Genomic DNA, 18,387 nt, shown 5'->3' on the forward strand with positions numbered 1-18,387 from the left:
GGCCGCCTTTCCTGCTAGGAGGTGCGCCGGTATTCGGATCGGACGGCGTATCATGCGACTGATTTCTTTGGCTGTTTCCACCGCCGCGTTGATCGCGGCAGCACCTGCGGCGGCAAATGAGCGCGCCGCGCCGAGCGTCGATCAGGTCGCGCGCGCGCTGGCCGATCCGCAGGTCCAGGCCGGCGTCGCGACGGTGCTCGATGCCTTTGCCGGCACGGTGCTCGACACGCGCGTCGGGCCACTGGCGCATTATACCGACAAGGTCCGCCCGGACGATACGCTGCGCGATGTCGCGCGGCGCGGCGATCCCGCCTTCGACCGGCATCTGCAGGAGCGCACCCGCGGCGCCGTCGCGCTGGCCGGGCGCACCGCGCAGGATGCCGCGACGATGCAGGCCGAGCTGGCCCGCACCGCCGCCCGGCTGCGCGATCTGATGGCGACCACCTCGGCCGTGCTGGACGCCGTTTCGACCGGGCAATAGGCCGGTACGGCACGGAATTTTCGGGCAGCGCCGCCACCCCCTATCGGCCTCCGGCGCCTTCGCCTAACAGAAGTGCATGTGGCAACTTCATCAATTTCCGCTCTGCCCGTTCTCGCGCAAGGTGCGCCTGCTGCTGGGCGAGAAGGGCGTCGGCTACGATCTCGTGCGCGAATCGCCGTGGGAGCGGCGCGACGAATTCCTCGACATGAACCCGGCCGGTCAGGTCCCGCTGATGATCGATCCGGCGCGCAAGATCCTGCTGATGGATTCGATGGCGATCTGCGAATATCTCGAGGAAACCGTCGATAAGGCGCAGATGATCAGCGGCACCGCGCCGAATCGCGCCGAGATCCGCCGTCTGGTCTCCTGGTTCGACACGCAATTCTATGCCGACATCACCGCGCCCTTGATGCACGAGCGCATGATCAAGCGGCTGGTGACCAAGGAATCGCCCGATTCCAAGGCGCTGCGCGAGGCGATGAAGGCGGCGGTGCGCCATCTCGATTATACCGATTATCTGCTCGGCCATCATAACTGGATCGGCGGCACGACGATGAGTCTGGCCGATCTGGCGGCGGCGGCGCAGATTTCGGTGACCGATTATCTCGGCGGGATCGATTGGAAGAATCACGAGGAAACCGCGCGCTGGTATGCCGGCATGAAGAGCCGCCCGAGCTTCCGCCCCTTGCTCTCGGAACGGATGGAGGGAATCTCGCCGCCGCCGCATTATGACGACGTGAATTTCTGATGCACGTGACGCACGATGCCGCGGCCGGCGCCGCCGCGACGATCGGCTTCGACGACTTTCTCGCGGTCGATATCCGCGTCGGCACGATCCTGGAGGCGCTGCCGTTCCCCGAGGCGCGCAAGCCAGCCTACCGGCTGGTGATCGATTTCGGCCCGGTGATCGGCGTGAAACGCTCGTCCGCGCAGATCACCGAGCATTACAGCCTCGCCGATCTGCCCGGCCGACAGGTCGCGGCGGTGGTCAATTTCCCGCCGCGCCAGATCGGGCCGGTGATGTCCGACGTGCTGACCCTGGGCTTTCCGGACGAATCGGGCCATGTCGTGCTGGTCTCGCCCAGCCGGCCCGTGCCCAATGGCGGACGCCTGTTCTAGGCCGGCCCGCCGCCCTTCAGCACGATCTCGCCTTCATCCTCGCCGTCCCAATAATGCGCGCGCACGCCGACGACCTTGATCAGCACCAGGCCCGGCGTGTCCACGACCTGCGGAAACCAGCGGTCGAGCCCGCTGGTCCAGTGCTCGGCAAACGCCGCCTTGTCGCGGATCAGATCCGCCCGGCCCTCGATCGCGACGAAGAACGGGCGCAGCCCGAGCATTCCGGCCTTGCCCTGGAACGATAAGGAGACGTTGGGCGCGGCGGTGATGTCCTTGACCATCCGCGTGTCGTCGGTGGTGAAATACCAGCTGTCGCCGTCATAATCGACCTCGCGATTGTTGCTCATCGGCCGCGCGGCGATCGCGTCATTGTCGGTCCGGGTCGAGAGCATGGCGAAGTCGATATCTTTCATCGCCTCGGCGATGTCGTGCAGCGTCTTGGGCATGGCGTCTCTCCTGTGTCGATCGGTGAACGACCCAGGCGGCGCTTGGCTCCCTTTGCGATCAGTCGCTCTCGATCAGCCTCAACGTGGCGGCGTCGCGCGCCCCGCCGAAAAAGGCATCGAGACACTGTCCGAACCCGGCCGCGCCGCCCGCCGCCTCGAACAGGGTACAGCTCGAGCGCAATTTCACCGCGTCGATCCCGCCCAGGATCGCCTCGGCCGAGCGCTGGCCGGCATGGCCGAGCATCGCCGCGACACAGGCCGCCAGCCGCGCATTGAGCAGCGGATGCGCCAGATAGGCACGCGCTTCGGCCAGGTCGCGGATCGCGTAGAACCGCGCGGTCGGGCTCTGCCCGAGCCCGGCGATCTGCGGGAAGATGAACCACATCCAGTGGCTGCGTTTGTCCCCCGCGCCGAGCTCGGCCAGCGCAGTGTCGTAGCTGTCGCGTTGCGCGTCGAGGAACCGCTCCAGGCTCACCGCTAGGTCTCCGCCAGTTCGGGCAAGGCCCAGTCGATCGTCCCGCGGCCGTGTGCGGCGAGAAAGGCATTGGCCTGCGAAAACGGCCGCGATCCGAAAAAGCCGGTCCGCGCCGACAGCGGCGAGGGATGCGCCGCCATCAGCACCAGATGGCGGGTGGCATCGATCAGCGCCGCCTTCTGCTGCGCGTGCGCGCCCCACAGCAGGAAGACGACCGGTTCGGCCTTGGCGCTGACCAGCCGGATCACCGCATCGGTGAACGGCTCCCAGCCGCGCTTGCGATGCGACGCCGCCTGCCCCTCCTCGACCGTCAGCACGGTGTTGAGCAGCAGCACGCCCTGTTCCGCCCAATGGTCGAGGAAACCGTGCGCAGCGCGCGCGATGCCGAGATCCGCCTGCAATTCCTTGTAGATGTTGACCAGCGAGGGCGGCGGTCGCACGCCCGGCTGGACCGAGAAGCACAGGCCGTGCGCCTGCCCCGCGCCGTGATACGGATCCTGGCCGAGGATCACCACGCGCACCCGATCGAGCGGCGTCAGATCGAACGCGCGAAAGCGATCCGCCGGCGCCGGGAAGATGCGCTTGCCCGCGGCCTGCTCGGCTTCCAGAAAGGCCTCGAGCGCCGCCATCGACGCGCCGTCCAGCGCGGGACCAAGCGACCCGCGCCAGCTGTCATGCATCATCCCAGCCCGCATGCCCGATCAGCGCTTCCGGACGAATTCGGCGCGCAGCACCAGGCCCTTGATGCCCTCGTAGCGGCAGTCGATCTCCTGCGCGTCGCCGGTCAGGCGGATCGACTTGATCAGCGTGCCGCGCTTCAGCGTCTGCCCGGCGCCCTTGACGGTCAGATCCTTGATCAGCGTCACCTGATCGCCGTCGGCGAGCAGATTGCCGACCGAATCGCGCACCTCGACCGCGCCGTCGCCCGCCGGGGCCGCCGCCGCGTCGGCCGCGCTGATCCATTCGCCGCTCGCCTCGTCATAGACGAAGCTGTCATCGTCATTCGCCATGGATCGGATCAGCTCTTGATCGTGACCATGTCGACCGACTTGTTCTTGGTCGAGCTGTTGGCGGCGATCGCCTTGACCTTTTCGGCCTTGGGCTTGCGGACTTCCTTGTTCGACTTCTTCTGGCTCTTCGCCATGGCCGGTTCCTCACGGGCGAGATGCCCGGTGCCGAGCATAGGCCGCAAATCGCGGCATGGCGCGCGGATTCGGAACCTGCCGTGCATTCGGGCCATTGAAAGAAAGGATCGAGGAGAATGCGCATGCTGGAACATATCCCCCATTGGCTGGGCTCCGCGCTGCACGGGCTGCGCGCGGGGGCGGACAAATTGGCGATCGCGCAAGGCGACCTGCACGGCGCGGCGACGATCGACCTGTCGAGCCCGGCATTCGGCGCGCAGGGCCGCCTGCCGCCGCGTTTCACCGCGGATGGCGAGGGCGTCTCGCCGCCGCTGGTCTGGGGGCCGGTGCCCGAGGGCACGGCGATGCTCGCCTTGCTGGTCGAGGATGCCGATGCGCCGACGCCCGCGCCGCTGGTCCATGCGATCGTCTGGGGCGTGCCGGCCGATGCCGGGCGGATCGCCGAAGGCGCGATCGTCGCCGATGGCACGGGCAGCGCGGCGGCCGGCGATGTCGGGCGCAATTCCTATTTCAGCGAAGGCTGGCTGCCGCCCGATCCGCCGACCGGGCATGGCGATCATGCTTATGCATTCCAGCTGTTCGCGCTCGATGCGGGCGTCGCCGATCCCGGCGAGACGCCGGGCCGCGCGGCGCTGCTGCGGGCGATGGCGGGGCATGTGCTGGGCGCCGGTGTGCTGATTGGCACCTATTCGCGGGGGGAGGTGGCGGCGAGCGGTCCGCTGGGGAGCGTGCTGCCGGCCTAGGCCGGCGGTGTCAGCCGAGGGCTGCGCCGGCCAGGGCCTGCTGGCCGATCAGGGCGAGGAGGGTGACGGCGAAGGCGGCGACACCCAGGAAAATGCTGCGGGTCATGCCGGCGCGATCCGGACGGTTGCCGATCACGCGATCGGCAACACGGGAACCGCAGCGCTGACCATCAGCGTGGCGACGAACAGAGCGGCGACGGCGGAGAAAGCGACGCGCTGGAGAGCTTCGAACCGAACGGACATGATGACTATTCCCTGTATTTCCGGCGGTCCGGACCATCCGTCCGCCGATGCAGGGAAGATTGCATGCGCCGTGCCAGTTTTCGAAGCCGTTGGTTTTCCTCGCTTTATCTGCGGGGAGCCGCGTTCGATCGCAAGTCGGGCCAAGTAACGTGGTGAAATACGCCAACCTTTGGCGCGGCGTTCAGCAGTCCGCGCGCAGCCGGTTGCGACCGGCATTCTTCGCGGCATAGAGCAGCGCATCGGCGCGCCCGAAGGCGCTGGCCAGCGGCTCGTCGCTGCCGGCGCAGGTCAGTCCGGCGGAGAAGGTCACTTCGCCAAGCGGCTCGTCCGTGCCGCGCAGCCGATAGCGTTTGGCGGCGACGGTCAGCCGCGCATCGTTCAGCGTCCGCTGCGCCGCCTCATGGTCGACATCGCTGAACAGGATGGCGAACTCCTCCCCACCATAGCGCGAGACGAGGTGCCCGGCGCAGGTCTGCGACAGCGCCTCGGCGATCGCCTTGAGCACCCGGTCGCCGACGGCATGGCCGAAGCGATCGTTGACCGCCTTGAAGCGATCGACATCGCACACCGCGATGCACAGCCGCGCGCCGCTCGCCGCCGAGGCGGCAAAGGCCTCCTCGAACGCGCGGCGATTGGGCAGATCGGTCAGCGGGTCGCGGCGTGCATTGTCGCGCGCCTCCTCCAGCTTGGCGCGCAATTCGCTCGCCTCGTGCGTCGCCGCCTCGAGCCGCGTCTCGGCGGTGCGCACGCGCGCGATCATCGATCCGGTGAGCTGCACCACGTCGCTCATCCCCAGCATGTCGAGCCGGCGCAGCGCCTCGGCACGGGCGGCGAGATCGCGGCCGAAATCCTCCGTCTCGACGCGCATCGCCTGCACCATGTCGGTAAAGCCCTCGACCTGCATCTGCGTCTGCGCGACGAGCCCGTCATTGCTCGGCCGGTCGCCGGGGCCGCCGCCGAGCGGCGCGCCATCGCGAACCTGCCCGCCGAGCTTTTCGATATCGTTGCGCGACAGGCGCACGCCGCCATCGGTCAGCGTGCGCACGCTGCGGGCCACCGCGCTGTCGGGATGGGTGAGCACGCCGTGCGCAAAGGCATAATGCGCCGGATCGGGGCTCAGGTGATGTTCGCGCAGAAAATCGCCGATACGCTCGAACAGGTCGACCGCCGCATTCTCCACCGCCATCCGTGCAAGCACCCGCGACATCCCGCTCCTTCCGCATCCATCTGCGCCTCACTGGAGCGCAGTGCGACCCGCCTTCCTGCCGTCGCCATTTAGGCCCGAACTGCTAACAACCGGTTTGCGCGGGGCCAAAAACGCCTCGTTCCGGGTCGATCAGCGCGTGAACGCGATGCCGATCCGGACGTGCCGATCGCGCCGGTCGTAGCGGTCGAGCACCTCGCCGAAACCGCTAAAGCCCTGGCCGAACAGATAAATGCCAGGCAGGCCGAGCACGCCCAGCGGATAGGAGACGAACAGTTCGCCGGCCCCCTTGCCGGTCCCCGGATTGCCGCGCAGCATGGCCGAAACCTTGATCCCGTCCTGCCGCCCGATCGAGCCGCTCAGCGCGCCATAGCCCCAATAGCGATCGATATCCGGCGCCGCGCCCTTCGCGCCGACATAGAACCAGGCCTGCGGCGTCAGCGCGGCGCGCCAGCCCGCACCGAGCTCGAACGATTTGGTGACGCGCGCGGCCAGGCGGTTGACGTCGATCGAGCTGGCCGGCCCCGCGCCGTTCGAATCATGGCGATAGCCCACCCCCAGCAGCAGTGAATCGCCAAGCGGCAGATCGACGAGCGCTTCCGGGCTGTAGGTGGTCGGCCCGATCGGGCCCGACGACTGGTCGAGCGCCCACAACATGGTCTGCGTATAGGCCAGCATCAGCCGCGGCCCGTCGGCCCGGCCGAGCGCACGGAACGCGAAACTGAGCTGCAGCTTGCCGCCATCCTCCAGCCCGAACACGCCATAAGTCGGCTCGTGCGGGGCGAAGCGATCGAGCAGGCCGCGCGCTTCGCCGCGCGAGGCCAGCGTCACCGTCTCGCGCGGCGCGGCCGGAACAAGCGGCGCGGTGGCGGCGGCGACCGCCGCCCCGTGCGCCGCGAGCCGGTATTGCACCCGGGCGAATCCCCCCGCCTTGACGATCGCCGCCCCCTCGGGCGCGGCAATCAGCCGCAGCGGCGTGCCATCCCTGGCGGTCGTGTCGAGTTCCGCCGGGCCGGTCGCCGGCAGGTCGGCCGGCCCCTCATTGACCAGATAGACCGCGACTCCGTCCTGCTGCGCCGCCGCGGCCGATGCCGGCGGCTCGACCAGCGGGCGCAATTGCGCGGCGGCGGGGGTGGCGAGCGACGCGATGATCGCGAACGGGAGCATGCGCATGGCGCGATGATGGCAGTGCATTGTTACGCCTGCGAGTCGAAAAACACCCGCTGGCAACGCGCGCGCGCCATGGCTAGGCATAAGCGATGCGCATCACCGACACAGACATCGCCTTCGCCGCCCGCCTGGCCGACGCCGCCGGCGCCGCGATCCGCCCCTATTTCCGGGCCGCCCACGGGCTTGAGGCGAAGGACGATTCGTCGCCCGTCACGCTCGCCGACCGCGCCGCCGAAGCGGCGATGCGCACGCTGATCGAACAGACCTATCCCGCCGATGCGATCATCGGCGAGGAATATGGCGTCAAGGAGGGCACGTCGGGCCGCGCCTGGGTGCTCGATCCGATCGATGGCACGCGCGCCTTCATCTCCGGCCGCCCGATCTTCGGCACGCTGGTCGCGCTGATGGTCGAGGGCTGGCCGATGCTCGGCGTGATCGATCAGCCGATCCTCAAGGAACGCTGGCTCGGCGCGGTCGGCAAGCCGACCCTGTTCAACGGCCAGCCGGCGGTCACCCGGCGCTGCCCCGATCTCGCTAAGGCGTTGCTCGGCACCACCTCGCCCGCGCTGTTCGACGATCACCAATTGCACGCCTTCGAGCATCTCGATGCCGCGACGATGAGCACGGTGCTGGGCGGCGACTGCTACAATTACGGCTGCGTGGCGAGCGGCTGGCTCGACGTGGTGGTCGAGGCCAATCTCAAGATCCACGATTTCGCCGCTTTGGTGCCGGTGGTCGAGGGCGCCGGCGGCCGCATGTGCGACTGGGCCGGCGACCCGCTCACCGCCGACAGCGTGGGCGAAGTGATCGCCGCCGGCGATCCTGCGCGGATCGAGGAAATCATCGAAGCGCTGGAGTGTCGCGGACACTGAACCACTACGCCCCCATCCTCACCCCGGACTTGGTCCGGGGTCCACCGGGCCGCATGCGCGGCGCTTTTGATACGTCTGGGTGAGGAAGCCGCTTGGTGGACCCCGGACCAGGTCCGGGGTGACTGAGTGTTGGCACCCAGGCGGCCCGTCCACCAGCCTCAGAAGATCCCCAGGAACTTCTTCTTCTGGCCCTTGCGCTCGTCCTTGCTCTTCTTGCCGTCCTCGGCCTTGGCGGTCGTGCCGCGGCCGACATCGTCGCGCGGCTTGCCGTCCTTGGTCAGCTGGCGCTTGGCGGTCGCGCCGGCCAGCACCGGGCCGCACGCCGCGCCCTCGGCATCGCCGACATCGACGAACGCCAGGATTCCGGCCAGCGGCGTGGCGACCAGGCTTAGCCCCAGTCCGGCCCCGGCGCGGGCGAGCAGCTGCTCGCTGACCACGCTGATCCCGGGTTTGGCGAAATAGCCGTTGATCCCGACCGGCGACTGGCCGGCGAACACGCTGAACTTCTTGCTGTCGGCGCGGAAGGCGAGATCGAGCGCCTCGTTCTTGAAGCTGAATCCGCCGCGCCCGAGCATCACGTTCTTGCGCGTATCGATCAGGATCGGGTCGGCCGCGGCGATGCCGTTGCGCACGGTGAAGCCGATCAGCCCGCAATTGATCTGCACCGGCTCCTTCAATTTCCCCTGGAACAGGCGCTGCGCATAGGTGCCGACATCCAGTTCGGAGAGCTGGATGTTGCGCGCCCAGAAGCTGCCCTGCGGCAGGATGATCGCGATCCGGCCGTTCGACGTGCTGAGCGAATCATGCACCGTATCGCCGCGCCCGACCAGCTTGACGCGCGCCTTCACCGTGCCGGTCGTGCCCGCTTCCTCGACGCCCCAGCCGGCGAGCAAAACGCCCATCGGCGTCGGTGCGAGGCGGATGTCGTAATCGGTCAGCGCCGGGCGGCGGCGCGTGTCGACCGTCACGTCGGCGGCGACCTTGCCGCGCGCCATCGTCATGGTCAGTGGCGACAGCGTCAGCACCGCATCCTTGAGCTTCAGCGTCAGCGCGATGTTCGAGATCGGGATCGCGCGCGAGCGCAGCTGCGCGGCGCGATAGGTGACGTCGGCATCGAACGCGCGCATCGCCGCGACGTTGAGCGGCGCATCGGGCAGCACGCGCGCCGGTGCGGCGCCGGTCGCCGCCGCCGCAGCGACCGCGCCGCGCGCCGCGACGATATCGGGATTGTAGCCGATGAACGGCGCGACATCGACGATATCCAGCCGCCGCGTGGTCAGCGTCGCATCGATATGCACCTTGGGTTCGCGCTGGCTGACGGTGAAGCGCCCGGCGATGTCGCTGTCGCCGAACCGGCCCGTCAGCCCGGTGAACTTATAGTCGATCCCCGATTTCACCACTTGCGCACGCAGCCGATAGGCGCGCGTGTCGGGCGTCAGCACGCCCAGGATGGCGAGCAGTTCGGCGACGTTGCGGCCGCGCGCGGTGACCGCCAGCGGCACGTTCTCGATCTCGGCGACGCTCGGCAGCGTGCCGCTCATGTCGATCTGGTTGCGCCCGGCAAAGGCGCGCAGCACCAGCTTGTTGGCGCCGCGCGCGGCGGTCTCGTTGGGCGAGAGCAAGGCGCCGGTCAGCCGGAACGGGGTGCCGCGCACCACGCCCTTGCCGGTAAAGTGCACCGCATCCTCGATCCGCGTGGCGCGCGACTTGATCGTCTCGAACGCCAGAGTGGTATCGAGCTGCAAGCGGGTATCGAGATAGCGCAGCGTCGTGCCGGCAACCGTGGCGCGGCCGATCAGCGGCAGTTCGAACGGCTTGCCGCCCTTTTCGTCGCTGAACGTCCAGGTGTTGCGGTCGTGCGCCTTGTTCCATTCCAGGTCGATCGTGGCATCACTGAGCTCCAGCCAGTGCAGCCTTCGGCGCCCGAACAGCAGCGATAGCGGCGCGATTCGCGTATCGATCTTCTTCGCCTCGAACAGGTTCGGCTTCTCCGCCCAGCCGGGGTTCGACAGCGTCGCCCCCTCGGCCAGCAGCTTGATGTCGAATGGCGCGAAATAGAGCTGGAAATCGCCCCGTACGGTCACTTTCCGGTGCGTGAGCCCGCCGACGATATTCTCGAACGGGTGCTTCAGGAAGCGCCCCTTGGTGATGAACAGGATCGCCCAGACGGCGAAGATGGCGATCGCCAGCCACAGCAGGACGCGCTTGATCCAGCCCCATGGCGTATATTTGCCGTAGCGGCGCCGGTGCCAGGGCGCGGCGGGCGGCGGCGGCGTGGAGTCGGATGCCGGCGCAGGCGGGGTCGTTACAGGTGTCTCGAGCTCTGCCATGAGGCGTGCAACCGGCGACGAAAGTGAATCGTTCCCCCACCCGGCTTGGCGCCTTGCAATTCCGCCACGCGCCGGTTATGCGCCCCGCTCTTCCGCGAGTATAGAGGAACTGCCCGGCCGGTATGGGCTGCCGTGGCCGTTCATAAACGCTCCGCGAAACTGAAAGGACGAAAATGCCCAAACTCAAGACCAAGAGCGGCGTCAAAAAACGCTTCAAGCTCACTGCCACCGGCCTGCTGAAGCACGGCGTCGCCGGCAAGCGTCACCGCCTGCTGCACCACAATGGCAAGTATATCCGCCAGAATCGCGGCATGAAAGTGCTGTCCAAGGCCGATACGGCAACCGTTAAGGCGTGGGCGCCTTACGGTCTCGGCTGAGCGGAAAGGAATAAAGAATGGCACGCGTCAAACGGGGTGTAACCACCCACGCCAAGCACAAGAAGATTCTCTCGCAGGCAAAGGGCTATTACGGCCGCCGCAAGAACACGATCCGCATCGCGCGGCAGGCGGTCGAAAAGGCCGGCCAGTACGCCTATCGCGATCGCAAGGTTAAGAAGCGCTCGTTCCGCGCACTGTGGATCCAGCGCATCAACGCTGCCGTCCGCATGGAAGGCCTGACCTACGGCACGTTCATGCACGGCGTGAAGCTGGCCGGGATCGAACTCGACCGCAAGGTCATGGCCGATCTCGCGATGCATGAGGCTGCTGCGTTTAGCGCCATCATCGCGCAGGCGAAGGCGGCTTTGCCCCAGGCCGCCTAAGAGCGACCTGCGAGTAAGCGACATGAGGGGCGCGGGTGGTCTAGGCCACCCGCGCCCTTTTCGTTATCGGCAGGATCCCCGCCCCCCGCGGGGATGACGGAGTAAGCAGTACCGTGACCGAGCAACCCATCGATATCGAGCAGCTGCAGACGGACCTCGTCGCGGCGATCCAGACCGCCGCCGGGCTCGACGCGCTGGAGGCGTGCCGCGTGCACGCGCTGGGCAAGGCCGGCGCGGTCACCACGTTGCTCAAGACGCTCGGCAAGATGTCGCCCGAGGAACGGCTGGTGCAGGGGCCGCGCATCCAGGGCCTGCGCGAGACGGTCGCGACCGCGATCGCCGACCGCAAGGGCGCGCTGGAACGTGCCGCGCTCGACGCCCGCCTCGCGAGCGAGACGATCGACATGACGCTCCCCGCCGACCTGCCCCCCGCCGGCACGATCCACCCGGTGAGCCAGGTGATGGACGAACTGGCGGAGATCTTCGCCGATCTCGGCTTCGCGGTGGCCACCGGCCCCGAGATCGAGGACGACTGGCACAATTTCAGCGCGCTCAACATTCCCGAGACGCATCCCGCACGCGCGATGCAGGATACCTTTTATCTCGATCCGAACAGCACTGAACGTACAGTTATAGATGAATGGGCGGCGGCCCCGCCGATGGTGCTGCGCACCCACACCTCCCCGGTGCAGATCCGCACGATGGTCGAGGTCGCGCGCCGCTCGTCGGGTGCCGGCGAGCCGATCCGCATCATCGCGCCGGGCCGCGTCTACCGCTCCGACTGGGATGCCACGCACACCCCGATGTTCCACCAGATCGAGGGGCTGGTGATCGACAAGGGGATCACGCTCGGCCATCTCAAATGGACGCTCGAGACGTTCCTGCGCGCCTTTTTCGAGCGCGACGATGTCGTGCTGCGGCTGCGCCCGAGCTATTTCCCGTTCACCGAGCCCTCCGCCGAGGTCGATGTCGGCTTCAGCCTGGAGAAGGGCAAGCGCGTGATCGGCGGGTCCGACGGCTGGATGGAAGTGCTCGGCTCCGGCATGGTCCATCGCAAGGTGATCGAGGCATGCGGGCTCGATCCGAACGAGTGGCAGGGCTTCGCGTTCGGCTGCGGGATCGATCGCCTGGCGATGCTAAAATACGGCATCGACGATCTGCGTCCGGTGTTCGAAAGCGACGTTCGCTGGCTGAAGCATTACGGCTTCTCCGCGCTCGACGTCCCCACTCTGTCCGGCGGAGTCGGCGCATGAAATTCACCCTCGATTGGCTCCGCCAGCATCTCGACACGACCGCCAGCCTCGACGAGATCGTCGACACGCTGACGCGCATCGGCCTCGAAGTCGAAGGCGTGGAGAATCCGGGCGAAAAGCTCGCCGCGTTCAAGGTCGCGCGTGTGCTCAGCGCCGAGCGCCACCCGCAGGCGGACAAGTTGCAGATCCTCTCGGTCGATGCCGGGGACGGCCCGATGCAGGTCGTGTGCGGCGCGCCCAACGCGCGCGCCGGCCTGGTCGGCGTGTTCGGCGCGCCCGGCGCGTACGTGCCCGGCAGCGACATCACCTTGAAGGTCGCCGAGATCCGCGGTGTCGTGTCCAACGGCATGATGTGTTCGACCCGCGAGCTCGAACTCGGCGAGGATCATGACGGCATCATCGAGCTGCCCGCGGATGCGCCGGTCGGCACGTCGTACCCCGATTATGCCGGCCTGACCGATCCGGTGATCGACGTCAGCATCACGCCCAACAAGCAGGATTGCATGGGCGTCTACGGCATTGCGCGAGATTTGGCCGCGGCGGGCTTGGGCACGCTCAAGCCGCTGGCCATCACCCCCGTCGTCGGCGACGGCCCCGGACCCGACGTCCGCAGCGACGATCCCGACGGCTGCCCGGCCTTCTACGGCCAGTCCGTCAGCGGCGTCACCAACGGCGAGGCCCCCGAATGGATGCGCCGCCGCCTCGCCGCGATCGGCCAGAAGCCGATCTCCGCCTTGGTCGACATCACCAATTACGTGATGATCGATCTCGGCCGCCCCTTGCACGTCTATGACCGCGCCACGCTCAGCGGCGGCCTTGTCGCGCGCAAGGCGCAGCCCGGCGAACAGGTGCTCGCGCTCAACGGCAAGACCTATACGCTCGCCGAGATGATGACGGTGATCGCCGACGACGCGCAGGTCCACGATATCGGCGGCATCATGGGCGGCGAACATTCCGGCGTGTCGGAGAGCACCACCGACGTGCTGATCGAATGCGCCTATTTCGATCCCGACGCGATCGCCCGCACCGGGCAGAAGCTGGGTCTCACCAGCGACGCGCGCCAGCGCTTCGAACGCGGCGTCGATCCCGCGTTCCTCGATACCGGCCTGGCGATCGCCACGCGGCTGGTGCTTGACCTCTGCGGCGGCACTGCCAGCCAGGTGACGCGCGCCGGCACCCCGCCGGTTGCGCCGCGCAACGTGTCCTACGACCCCGCGCTCGCCGAAACGCTCGGCGGCCTCGCCATCCCGCCCGCGCGCCAGCAGGAGATTCTCGAACGGCTCGGCTTCACGGTCGATGCCGACTGGTCGGTGACGATCCCGAGCTGGCGGCGCGACGTCGACGGCCCGGCCGATCTGGTCGAGGAAGTGATCCGCATCGAGGGGATCGACAACGTCCCCTCCACCCCGCTCCCCCGCCAGCCCGGCGTGGCCAAGCCCACCGCCACGCCCGAGCAGAAGCTCGAACGCCGCGTGCGCCGCGCCGCCGCGGCGCGCGGGCTCGACGAATCGGTCACCTGGAGCTTCCTGTCCGAGGCGCAGGCCGCGCCGTTCGGCGGCGGCGCCTGGACGCTCGCCAACCCGATCAGCGAAGAGCTGAAGGTGATGCGCCCGTCGCTGCTGCCCGGCCTGCTCTCGGCCGCCGAACGCAACCTCAAGCGCGGCGCGACCAGCGTACGTCTGTTCGAGCTCGGCCGCCGCTATCTCGCCGACAAGGAGCGCGCGACCCTGGGCGTCGTGCTTGCCGGTGCATTGCGCCCGCGCGGCTGGCGCGGTGGCAAGGCGATGAGCGCGGACGCGTTCGACGCAAAGGCAGAGGCGCTCGCCCTGCTCGCCGCCGCCGGCGCGCCGGTCGACAATCTGCAGGTGATGGGGGACGCCGGGGACGCCTGGCATCCCGGCCAGTCCGCCACGTTGCGGCTCGGCCCCAAGACGGTGCTCGCCGCCTTCGGCATGGTCCATCCGAGCGTGCTCAAGGCGTTCGACCTCGACGGCCCCGTCGCCGCGGTCGAACTCTATCTCGATGCGATCCCGCCCAAGCGCGCCACCGGCTTCATGCGTGCCGCCTATACGCCGCCCGCGCTGCAGGCGGTGACGCGCGATTTCGCCTTCCTGGTGCCGGCCGATCTGGCGGCGGATGCGCTGGTGCGCGCGGCGAAGGGCGCGGACAAGGCGGTGATCACCGGCGCGCGCTTGTTCGACCTGTTCACCGGCGCCGGCGTCGAGGAAGGCAAGAAGAGCCTCGCCATCGAAGTCACGCTGCAGCCGACCGCCAAGAGCTTCACCGATGCCGAACTCAAAGCGATCGCCGACAAGGTGGTGGCGGCGGCAGCAAAGCTCGGCGCGACGCTGAGGGGCTGACGCGCTCACCCCTGCCCCCCGGCGCCCGCTCCCGGCGCGCGCCGGGGCGCCGGCCGTTTCGCGCGCCGCGCGCTATCCCTCGACCCGCAACAGCCCGAGCGCGATGCCCCGCCACGCGGCGGTGCCCCATAGCAGGTGGGTGGGGATGGCGAGCGCCAGCTGCACGGCGAAATACAACAGATAGGCGTGGTGGATCCGCCCTAGGCGGTAGAGATCCCAGAGGAACAGCGGCGCGATCAGCAGCAGCGGCCATAGGTCGGCGGTCAGCGGATTTCCCGGCATCGTGCTCGGCAGCCACTGGATGCGATCGGTCGCTGCGGGCAGCGCGGTCGCGGTGCCGAGGATCATGAGCCGCTTGTGAAGCGACGGACGGCTGCGCCGTACCGCCAGGCCGATGCCGATCAGCAAGGGGAAGGCGATGCCGATCCGTAGCTGGAGCAGCATGATGTCGAGCACGATGGCGAGCACCGGACGCAACTGCGCCGCCACCGCCGGTGGGCCATGCAGGACGCCGTCTGCGATCGGCCGGTCCATCGCCGGAATGAGTGCGAAGCCGGCGATCACCAGCGCCGGGGCGAGCACGAAGGCTGCCAGCCCCAGCTGCATGTGCAGCGTGCGACGCGCCGTCGCCATCAGCGTCGTCTGCGCCATGAGCACGAGCAGCCAGCTGCCCATGAGCAGGGCGTGGATGTGCAGTATCGCGGGAAAGGGCGGCCGGTGGCCGATCCGTACTGCTTCCATCTTGGCAAGCGAATCGGGCACGAAGCCGATGAGCACTACGACGATGAACAGGCCGGCACTGAAAGCATAAATCCAGCGATCGACGATTGCTACGAAAGTTGCAGATCCAGAACCCCCAAGGCGCTCCCCAGTCAGTGTCGCCATATCCCCCTCCAACGACAGCGAACACCGTCGGCATATCGCAGGACGGCCGATTCTTCAACTGACCTATGGACAACTATGCTATCACGATGCTTTCGGGTGGCATAGTTTACTGTGCCGTTATTGAGCGATGCGTAGCCATATACGCCAACGCTGGAAGCGCGCCCCGCGGCCGCGCGCGTCGACAGGCGTACGCTGACCGGCTCAAAACGGCCATTCCTTCCGCCCCCATCCCCCGCTACGGAAGCGCCATGACCGACCTCATCACGATCAAATCCCCCAAGCTCACCGCGCAGATCAACCCGTTCGGCGCCGAGCTGACCTCGCTCACCGATCGGCAGGGCAAGGAGCTGATGACCGACGCCGATCCGGCCTTCTGGACCGGCCATGCGCCGATCCTGTTCCCGATCGTCGGCGCGCTGCACCAGGATACGCTGCGCATCGACGGCACGGCGTACAAGATGGAGAAGCACGGCTTTGCGCGCCGCAACGCGTTCGAGGTGGTCGACGTGCAGGCGCACCACGCCGTCTTCCGCCTCACCGACAGCGACAAGACGCGCAAGGCCTATCCCTTCGCCTTCGCGCTGGAGCTGACCTATGCGCTGGAGGGCGCGACGCTCACGATCACCGCGCGGATCGTCAATCGCGGCGCGGCGCCGATGCCGGCGAGCTTCGGCTTTCATCCCGGCTTCGCCTGGCCGCTGCCCTATGGCGAGCCGCGCGAGGCGCACCGCATCCTGTTCGGCAAGCAGGAGCCGGGCACGCTCAGGAAGATCGCCAAGGACGGCACGATCGCCCCCGAACCGCGCGAATCGCCGCTCGACGGCCGCTCGCTGCGGCTGCGCGACGATCTGTTCGCCGACGACGCCTTGGTGTGGGATCCGGTCGCCTCGTCCGCCGTCACGTACGGCGCGTTCGGCGGCCCGACGCTCGACATCGCCTTCCCCGACACGCCGAGCCTCGGCATCTGGACCCGGCCGGGCTCCGCCTATGTCTGCATCGAGCCGTGGCACGGCACGGGGGACCCGTCCGGCTATACGGGCGAGTTCCGCGACAAGCCCGGCGTGTTCGAGATTGCAGCGGGCGGCGACAAGACGATCGAGATGCGCGTCACGCTTAATCCCTGAGCGTCGCCGTCCCCCCTGCGCAGGCAGGGGCCCATCGCTCTCTCCTTCTACTCCGCCGCTTGCCGAAACAGCGATAGGCCCCTGCCTGCGCAGGGGTGACGGTATCGGCGGGGTGACGAACGCCTCGCGCGAAGCTACGGCGTTTCCATGTCCCAGATTTCCGACCGCCGCACCTTCGCGATCATTTCCCATCCCGATGCCGGCAAGACCACGCTGACCGAAAAACTGCTCTATTTCGGCGGCGCGATCCATCTCGCCGGTGAAGTGAAGGCCCGCGGCCAGAATCGCCGCGCGCGCTCCGATTGGATGAAGATCGAGCAGCAGCGCGGCATCTCGGTCACCTCCTCGGTGATGACGTTCGAGAAGGACGGCCTGACCTTCAACCTGCTCGATACGCCGGGCCACGAAGACTTTTCCGAGGATACGTATCGCACGCTGACCGCGGTCGATTCCGCCGTCATGGTGATCGATGCGGCGCGCGGCATCGAGGCGCAGACGCGCAAATTGTTCGAGGTCTGCCGGCTGCGCTCGGTGCCGATCATCACCTTCATCAACAAGGTCGATCGCGAGGGCCGCCCGCCGTTCGAACTGCTCGACGAGATCGCCGATATCCTGCAGCTCGATGTCACGCCGATGAGCTGGCCGGTCGGCATGGGCAGCGATTTCGAGGGCGTGTACGATCTCCACGCCAACACGCTGAGCCAGCCCGAGGGGCCGAGCCGCGAGTTCATGGGCACGTCGATCGCTTTTACCGGCATGGACGATCCGAAACTGGCCGCGACGATCACGCCGGCCGGGCTGCAGACGCTGACCGACGAATCCGAACTGGCGCTCGGCGGCTATGCCGAGTTCGATGTCGAGCGGTACCGCGCCGGCGATCTGACCCCGGTCTATTTCGGCTCGGCGCTGAAGGATTTCGGCGTTGCCGAGCTGATCGCCGCGCTCGGCCAGCATGCGCCCGGCCCGCGCCCGCAACCGGCCGAGCCGGCCCCCGTCACGCCCGATCGCGCCGACGTCACCGGCTTCATCTTCAAGGTCCAGGCGAACATGGACCCCAATCACCGCGATCGCATCGCCTTCATGCGATTGTGCTCGGGCGTGTTCAAACGCGGCATGAAGCTGACCCCCACCGGGCATGGCAAGCCGATCGCGATCCATTCGCCGATCCTGTTCTTCGCGCAGAATCGCGAACTGGCCGACGAGGCGTTCCCGGGCGACATTATCGGCATCCCCAATCACGGCACGCTGCGCGTCGGCGATACGATGAGCGAGCGCGCCGATGTGCGGTTCACCGGCCTGCCCAATTTCGCGCCGGAAATCCTGCGCCGCGTGGCGCTGAAGGATCCGACCAAGACCAAGCAGCTCCGCAAGGCCCTGGACGACATGGCCGAGGAAGGCGTGACGCAGGTCTTCTATCCCGAGATCGGCTCGAACTGGATCATCGGCGTGGTCGGGCAGCTGCAGCTCGAGGTTTTGCTCAGCCGGCTGGAGGCAGAATATAAGGTCGATGCCGGGCTGGAAATGGCGCCGTACGACACCGCGCGCTGGGTCTCCGCCGAGGATCCCGCCGATCTCAAAGCGTTCACCGATATCAACCGCAACCAGCTGGCCAAGGATCGCGACGGCAATCCGGTCTATATGGCGAAGACCGCGTGGGATGTCGGCTATGTCTCCGATCGCTATCCCAAGGTGAAGTTCGCCGCGACGCGCGAACGCTAGGCGCACGCCGCTTGCAATGTTGGATTTCGTCTGAGATCCTCAGGCGCTGTTTGACATC

General features: G+C 67.7%; 20 protein-coding genes. 11 read left to right on the plus strand and 9 right to left on the minus strand.

From position 1 onward, the window contains the following. The first annotated feature begins 52 nt into the window (after positions 1-52). From NV401_RS07890 to NV401_RS07900, 3 genes are all read left to right on the plus strand, one after another. A complete protein-coding gene (locus NV401_RS07890) occupies positions 53-481 on the plus strand; it encodes a hypothetical protein (protein WP_261293848.1) in 429 nt (142 codons plus the stop codon). A gap of 76 nt (positions 482-557) precedes the next feature. Continuing rightward, positions 558-1,229: a glutathione S-transferase family protein gene (locus NV401_RS07895; RefSeq protein ID WP_261293849.1), complete on the plus strand. Its 672-nt coding sequence runs from the start codon at positions 558-560 to the stop codon at positions 1,227-1,229. Next, entirely contained in the window at positions 1,229-1,600 is a 372-nt protein-coding gene (locus NV401_RS07900; RefSeq protein WP_261293850.1) for a tRNA-binding protein, read from the plus strand. Before NV401_RS07895 ends, NV401_RS07900 begins: the two co-directional genes overlap by 1 nt. Here NV401_RS07900 and NV401_RS07905 read toward each other — a convergent pair. Genes NV401_RS07905 through NV401_RS07925 form a run of 5 tightly spaced genes read right to left on the minus strand, consistent with a single transcriptional unit; the run spans position 1,597 to position 3,665 of the window. Beyond that, positions 1,597-2,046: a pyridoxamine 5'-phosphate oxidase family protein gene (locus NV401_RS07905; RefSeq protein ID WP_261293851.1), complete on the minus strand. Its 450-nt coding sequence runs from the start codon at positions 2,044-2,046 to the stop codon at positions 1,597-1,599. The two genes, NV401_RS07900 and NV401_RS07905, sit on opposite strands and share 4 nt — an antisense overlap. A 58-nt stretch (positions 2,047-2,104) precedes the next feature. Beyond that, on the minus strand, positions 2,105-2,521 hold the full coding sequence (locus NV401_RS07910; protein ID WP_261293852.1) for a DUF1810 domain-containing protein: 417 nt from the start codon (positions 2,519-2,521) through the stop codon (positions 2,105-2,107). Positions 2,522-2,523: 2 nt separating this feature from the next. Further along, on the minus strand, positions 2,524-3,204 hold the full coding sequence (gene ung / locus NV401_RS07915) for a uracil-DNA glycosylase (protein WP_380815597.1): 681 nt from the start codon (positions 3,202-3,204) through the stop codon (positions 2,524-2,526). Positions 3,205-3,222: 18 nt separating this feature from the next. Beyond that, positions 3,223-3,531: an alkylphosphonate utilization protein gene (locus NV401_RS07920; RefSeq protein ID WP_261293853.1), complete on the minus strand. Its 309-nt coding sequence runs from the start codon at positions 3,529-3,531 to the stop codon at positions 3,223-3,225. An 8-nt stretch (positions 3,532-3,539) separates the two neighbouring features. Beyond that, positions 3,540-3,665 (minus strand): hypothetical protein, encoded by a 126-nt coding sequence (locus NV401_RS07925; protein ID WP_261293854.1) that lies wholly within the window; start codon positions 3,663-3,665, stop codon positions 3,540-3,542. Positions 3,666-3,788: 123 nt separating this feature from the next. On the opposite strand from NV401_RS07925, the gene NV401_RS07930 reads away from it, so the two are divergent. Continuing rightward, the gene (locus tag NV401_RS07930; RefSeq protein ID WP_261293855.1) at positions 3,789-4,409 is read left to right on the plus strand and encodes a YbhB/YbcL family Raf kinase inhibitor-like protein; all 621 of its coding nucleotides are present in this window, start codon (positions 3,789-3,791) and stop codon (positions 4,407-4,409) included. Between the two features lie 424 nt (positions 4,410-4,833). Here NV401_RS07930 and NV401_RS07935 read toward each other — a convergent pair whose 3' ends face one another. Further along, positions 4,834-5,859: a GGDEF domain-containing protein gene (locus NV401_RS07935; RefSeq protein WP_261293856.1), complete on the minus strand. Its 1,026-nt coding sequence runs from the start codon at positions 5,857-5,859 to the stop codon at positions 4,834-4,836. A 129-nt stretch (positions 5,860-5,988) separates the two neighbouring features. Further along, on the minus strand, positions 5,989-7,029 hold the full coding sequence (locus tag NV401_RS07940; protein WP_261293857.1) for a phospholipase A: 1,041 nt from the start codon (positions 7,027-7,029) through the stop codon (positions 5,989-5,991). An 86-nt stretch (positions 7,030-7,115) separates the two neighbouring features. Between NV401_RS07940 and hisN the strand changes: the two genes are divergently transcribed. Next, positions 7,116-7,898 carry a histidinol-phosphatase gene (gene hisN / locus NV401_RS07945; protein ID WP_261293858.1) on the plus strand — a complete coding sequence of 261 codons (783 nt, stop codon included), beginning with the start codon at positions 7,116-7,118 and terminating at the stop codon, positions 7,896-7,898. A gap of 158 nt (positions 7,899-8,056) precedes the next feature. Here hisN and NV401_RS07950 read toward each other — a convergent pair whose 3' ends face one another. After that, the gene (locus NV401_RS07950) at positions 8,057-10,228 is read right to left on the minus strand and encodes an AsmA family protein (protein WP_261293859.1); all 2,172 of its coding nucleotides are present in this window, start codon (positions 10,226-10,228) and stop codon (positions 8,057-8,059) included. A gap of 173 nt (positions 10,229-10,401) precedes the next feature. Between NV401_RS07950 and rpmI the strand changes: the two genes are divergently transcribed. From rpmI to pheT, 4 genes are all read left to right on the plus strand, one after another. Continuing rightward, the gene (rpmI, locus tag NV401_RS07955) at positions 10,402-10,605 is read left to right on the plus strand and encodes a 50S ribosomal protein L35 (RefSeq protein WP_261293860.1); all 204 of its coding nucleotides are present in this window, start codon (positions 10,402-10,404) and stop codon (positions 10,603-10,605) included. A 17-nt stretch (positions 10,606-10,622) separates the two neighbouring features. Next, positions 10,623-10,988, plus strand: a complete 366-nt coding sequence (rplT, locus tag NV401_RS07960) for a 50S ribosomal protein L20 (protein ID WP_261293861.1) — start codon at positions 10,623-10,625, stop codon at positions 10,986-10,988. Positions 10,989-11,131: 143 nt separating this feature from the next. After that, on the plus strand, positions 11,132-12,241 hold the full coding sequence (gene pheS, locus NV401_RS07965) for a phenylalanine--tRNA ligase subunit alpha (protein WP_380815941.1): 1,110 nt from the start codon (positions 11,132-11,134) through the stop codon (positions 12,239-12,241). Next, positions 12,238-14,601, plus strand: coding sequence for a phenylalanine--tRNA ligase subunit beta (gene pheT, locus NV401_RS07970; RefSeq protein ID WP_261293863.1), 2,364 nt, complete (start codon positions 12,238-12,240; stop codon positions 14,599-14,601). The genes pheS and pheT overlap by 4 nt, the downstream gene beginning before the upstream one ends. A 72-nt stretch (positions 14,602-14,673) precedes the next feature. On the opposite strand, the gene NV401_RS07975 is transcribed toward pheT, so the two are convergent. Beyond that, positions 14,674-15,378, minus strand: coding sequence for a hypothetical protein (locus NV401_RS07975; RefSeq protein WP_261293864.1), 705 nt, complete (start codon positions 15,376-15,378; stop codon positions 14,674-14,676). Between the two features lie 356 nt (positions 15,379-15,734). Here NV401_RS07975 and NV401_RS07980 point away from each other — a divergent pair, with 356 nt between their 5' ends. Together NV401_RS07980 and NV401_RS07985 are read left to right on the plus strand one after the other, a co-directional pair. After that, a complete protein-coding gene (locus tag NV401_RS07980; RefSeq protein WP_261293865.1) occupies positions 15,735-16,610 on the plus strand; it encodes an aldose 1-epimerase family protein in 876 nt (291 codons plus the stop codon). Positions 16,611-16,757: 147 nt separating this feature from the next. Further along, positions 16,758-18,329: a peptide chain release factor 3 gene (locus NV401_RS07985; protein ID WP_261293866.1), complete on the plus strand. Its 1,572-nt coding sequence runs from the start codon at positions 16,758-16,760 to the stop codon at positions 18,327-18,329. Positions 18,330-18,387: the final 58 nt, after the last annotated feature.

It is taken from the genome of Sphingomonas hylomeconis (assembly GCF_025370105.1).
Lineage (GTDB): Bacteria > Pseudomonadota > Alphaproteobacteria > Sphingomonadales > Sphingomonadaceae > Sphingomonas > Sphingomonas hylomeconis.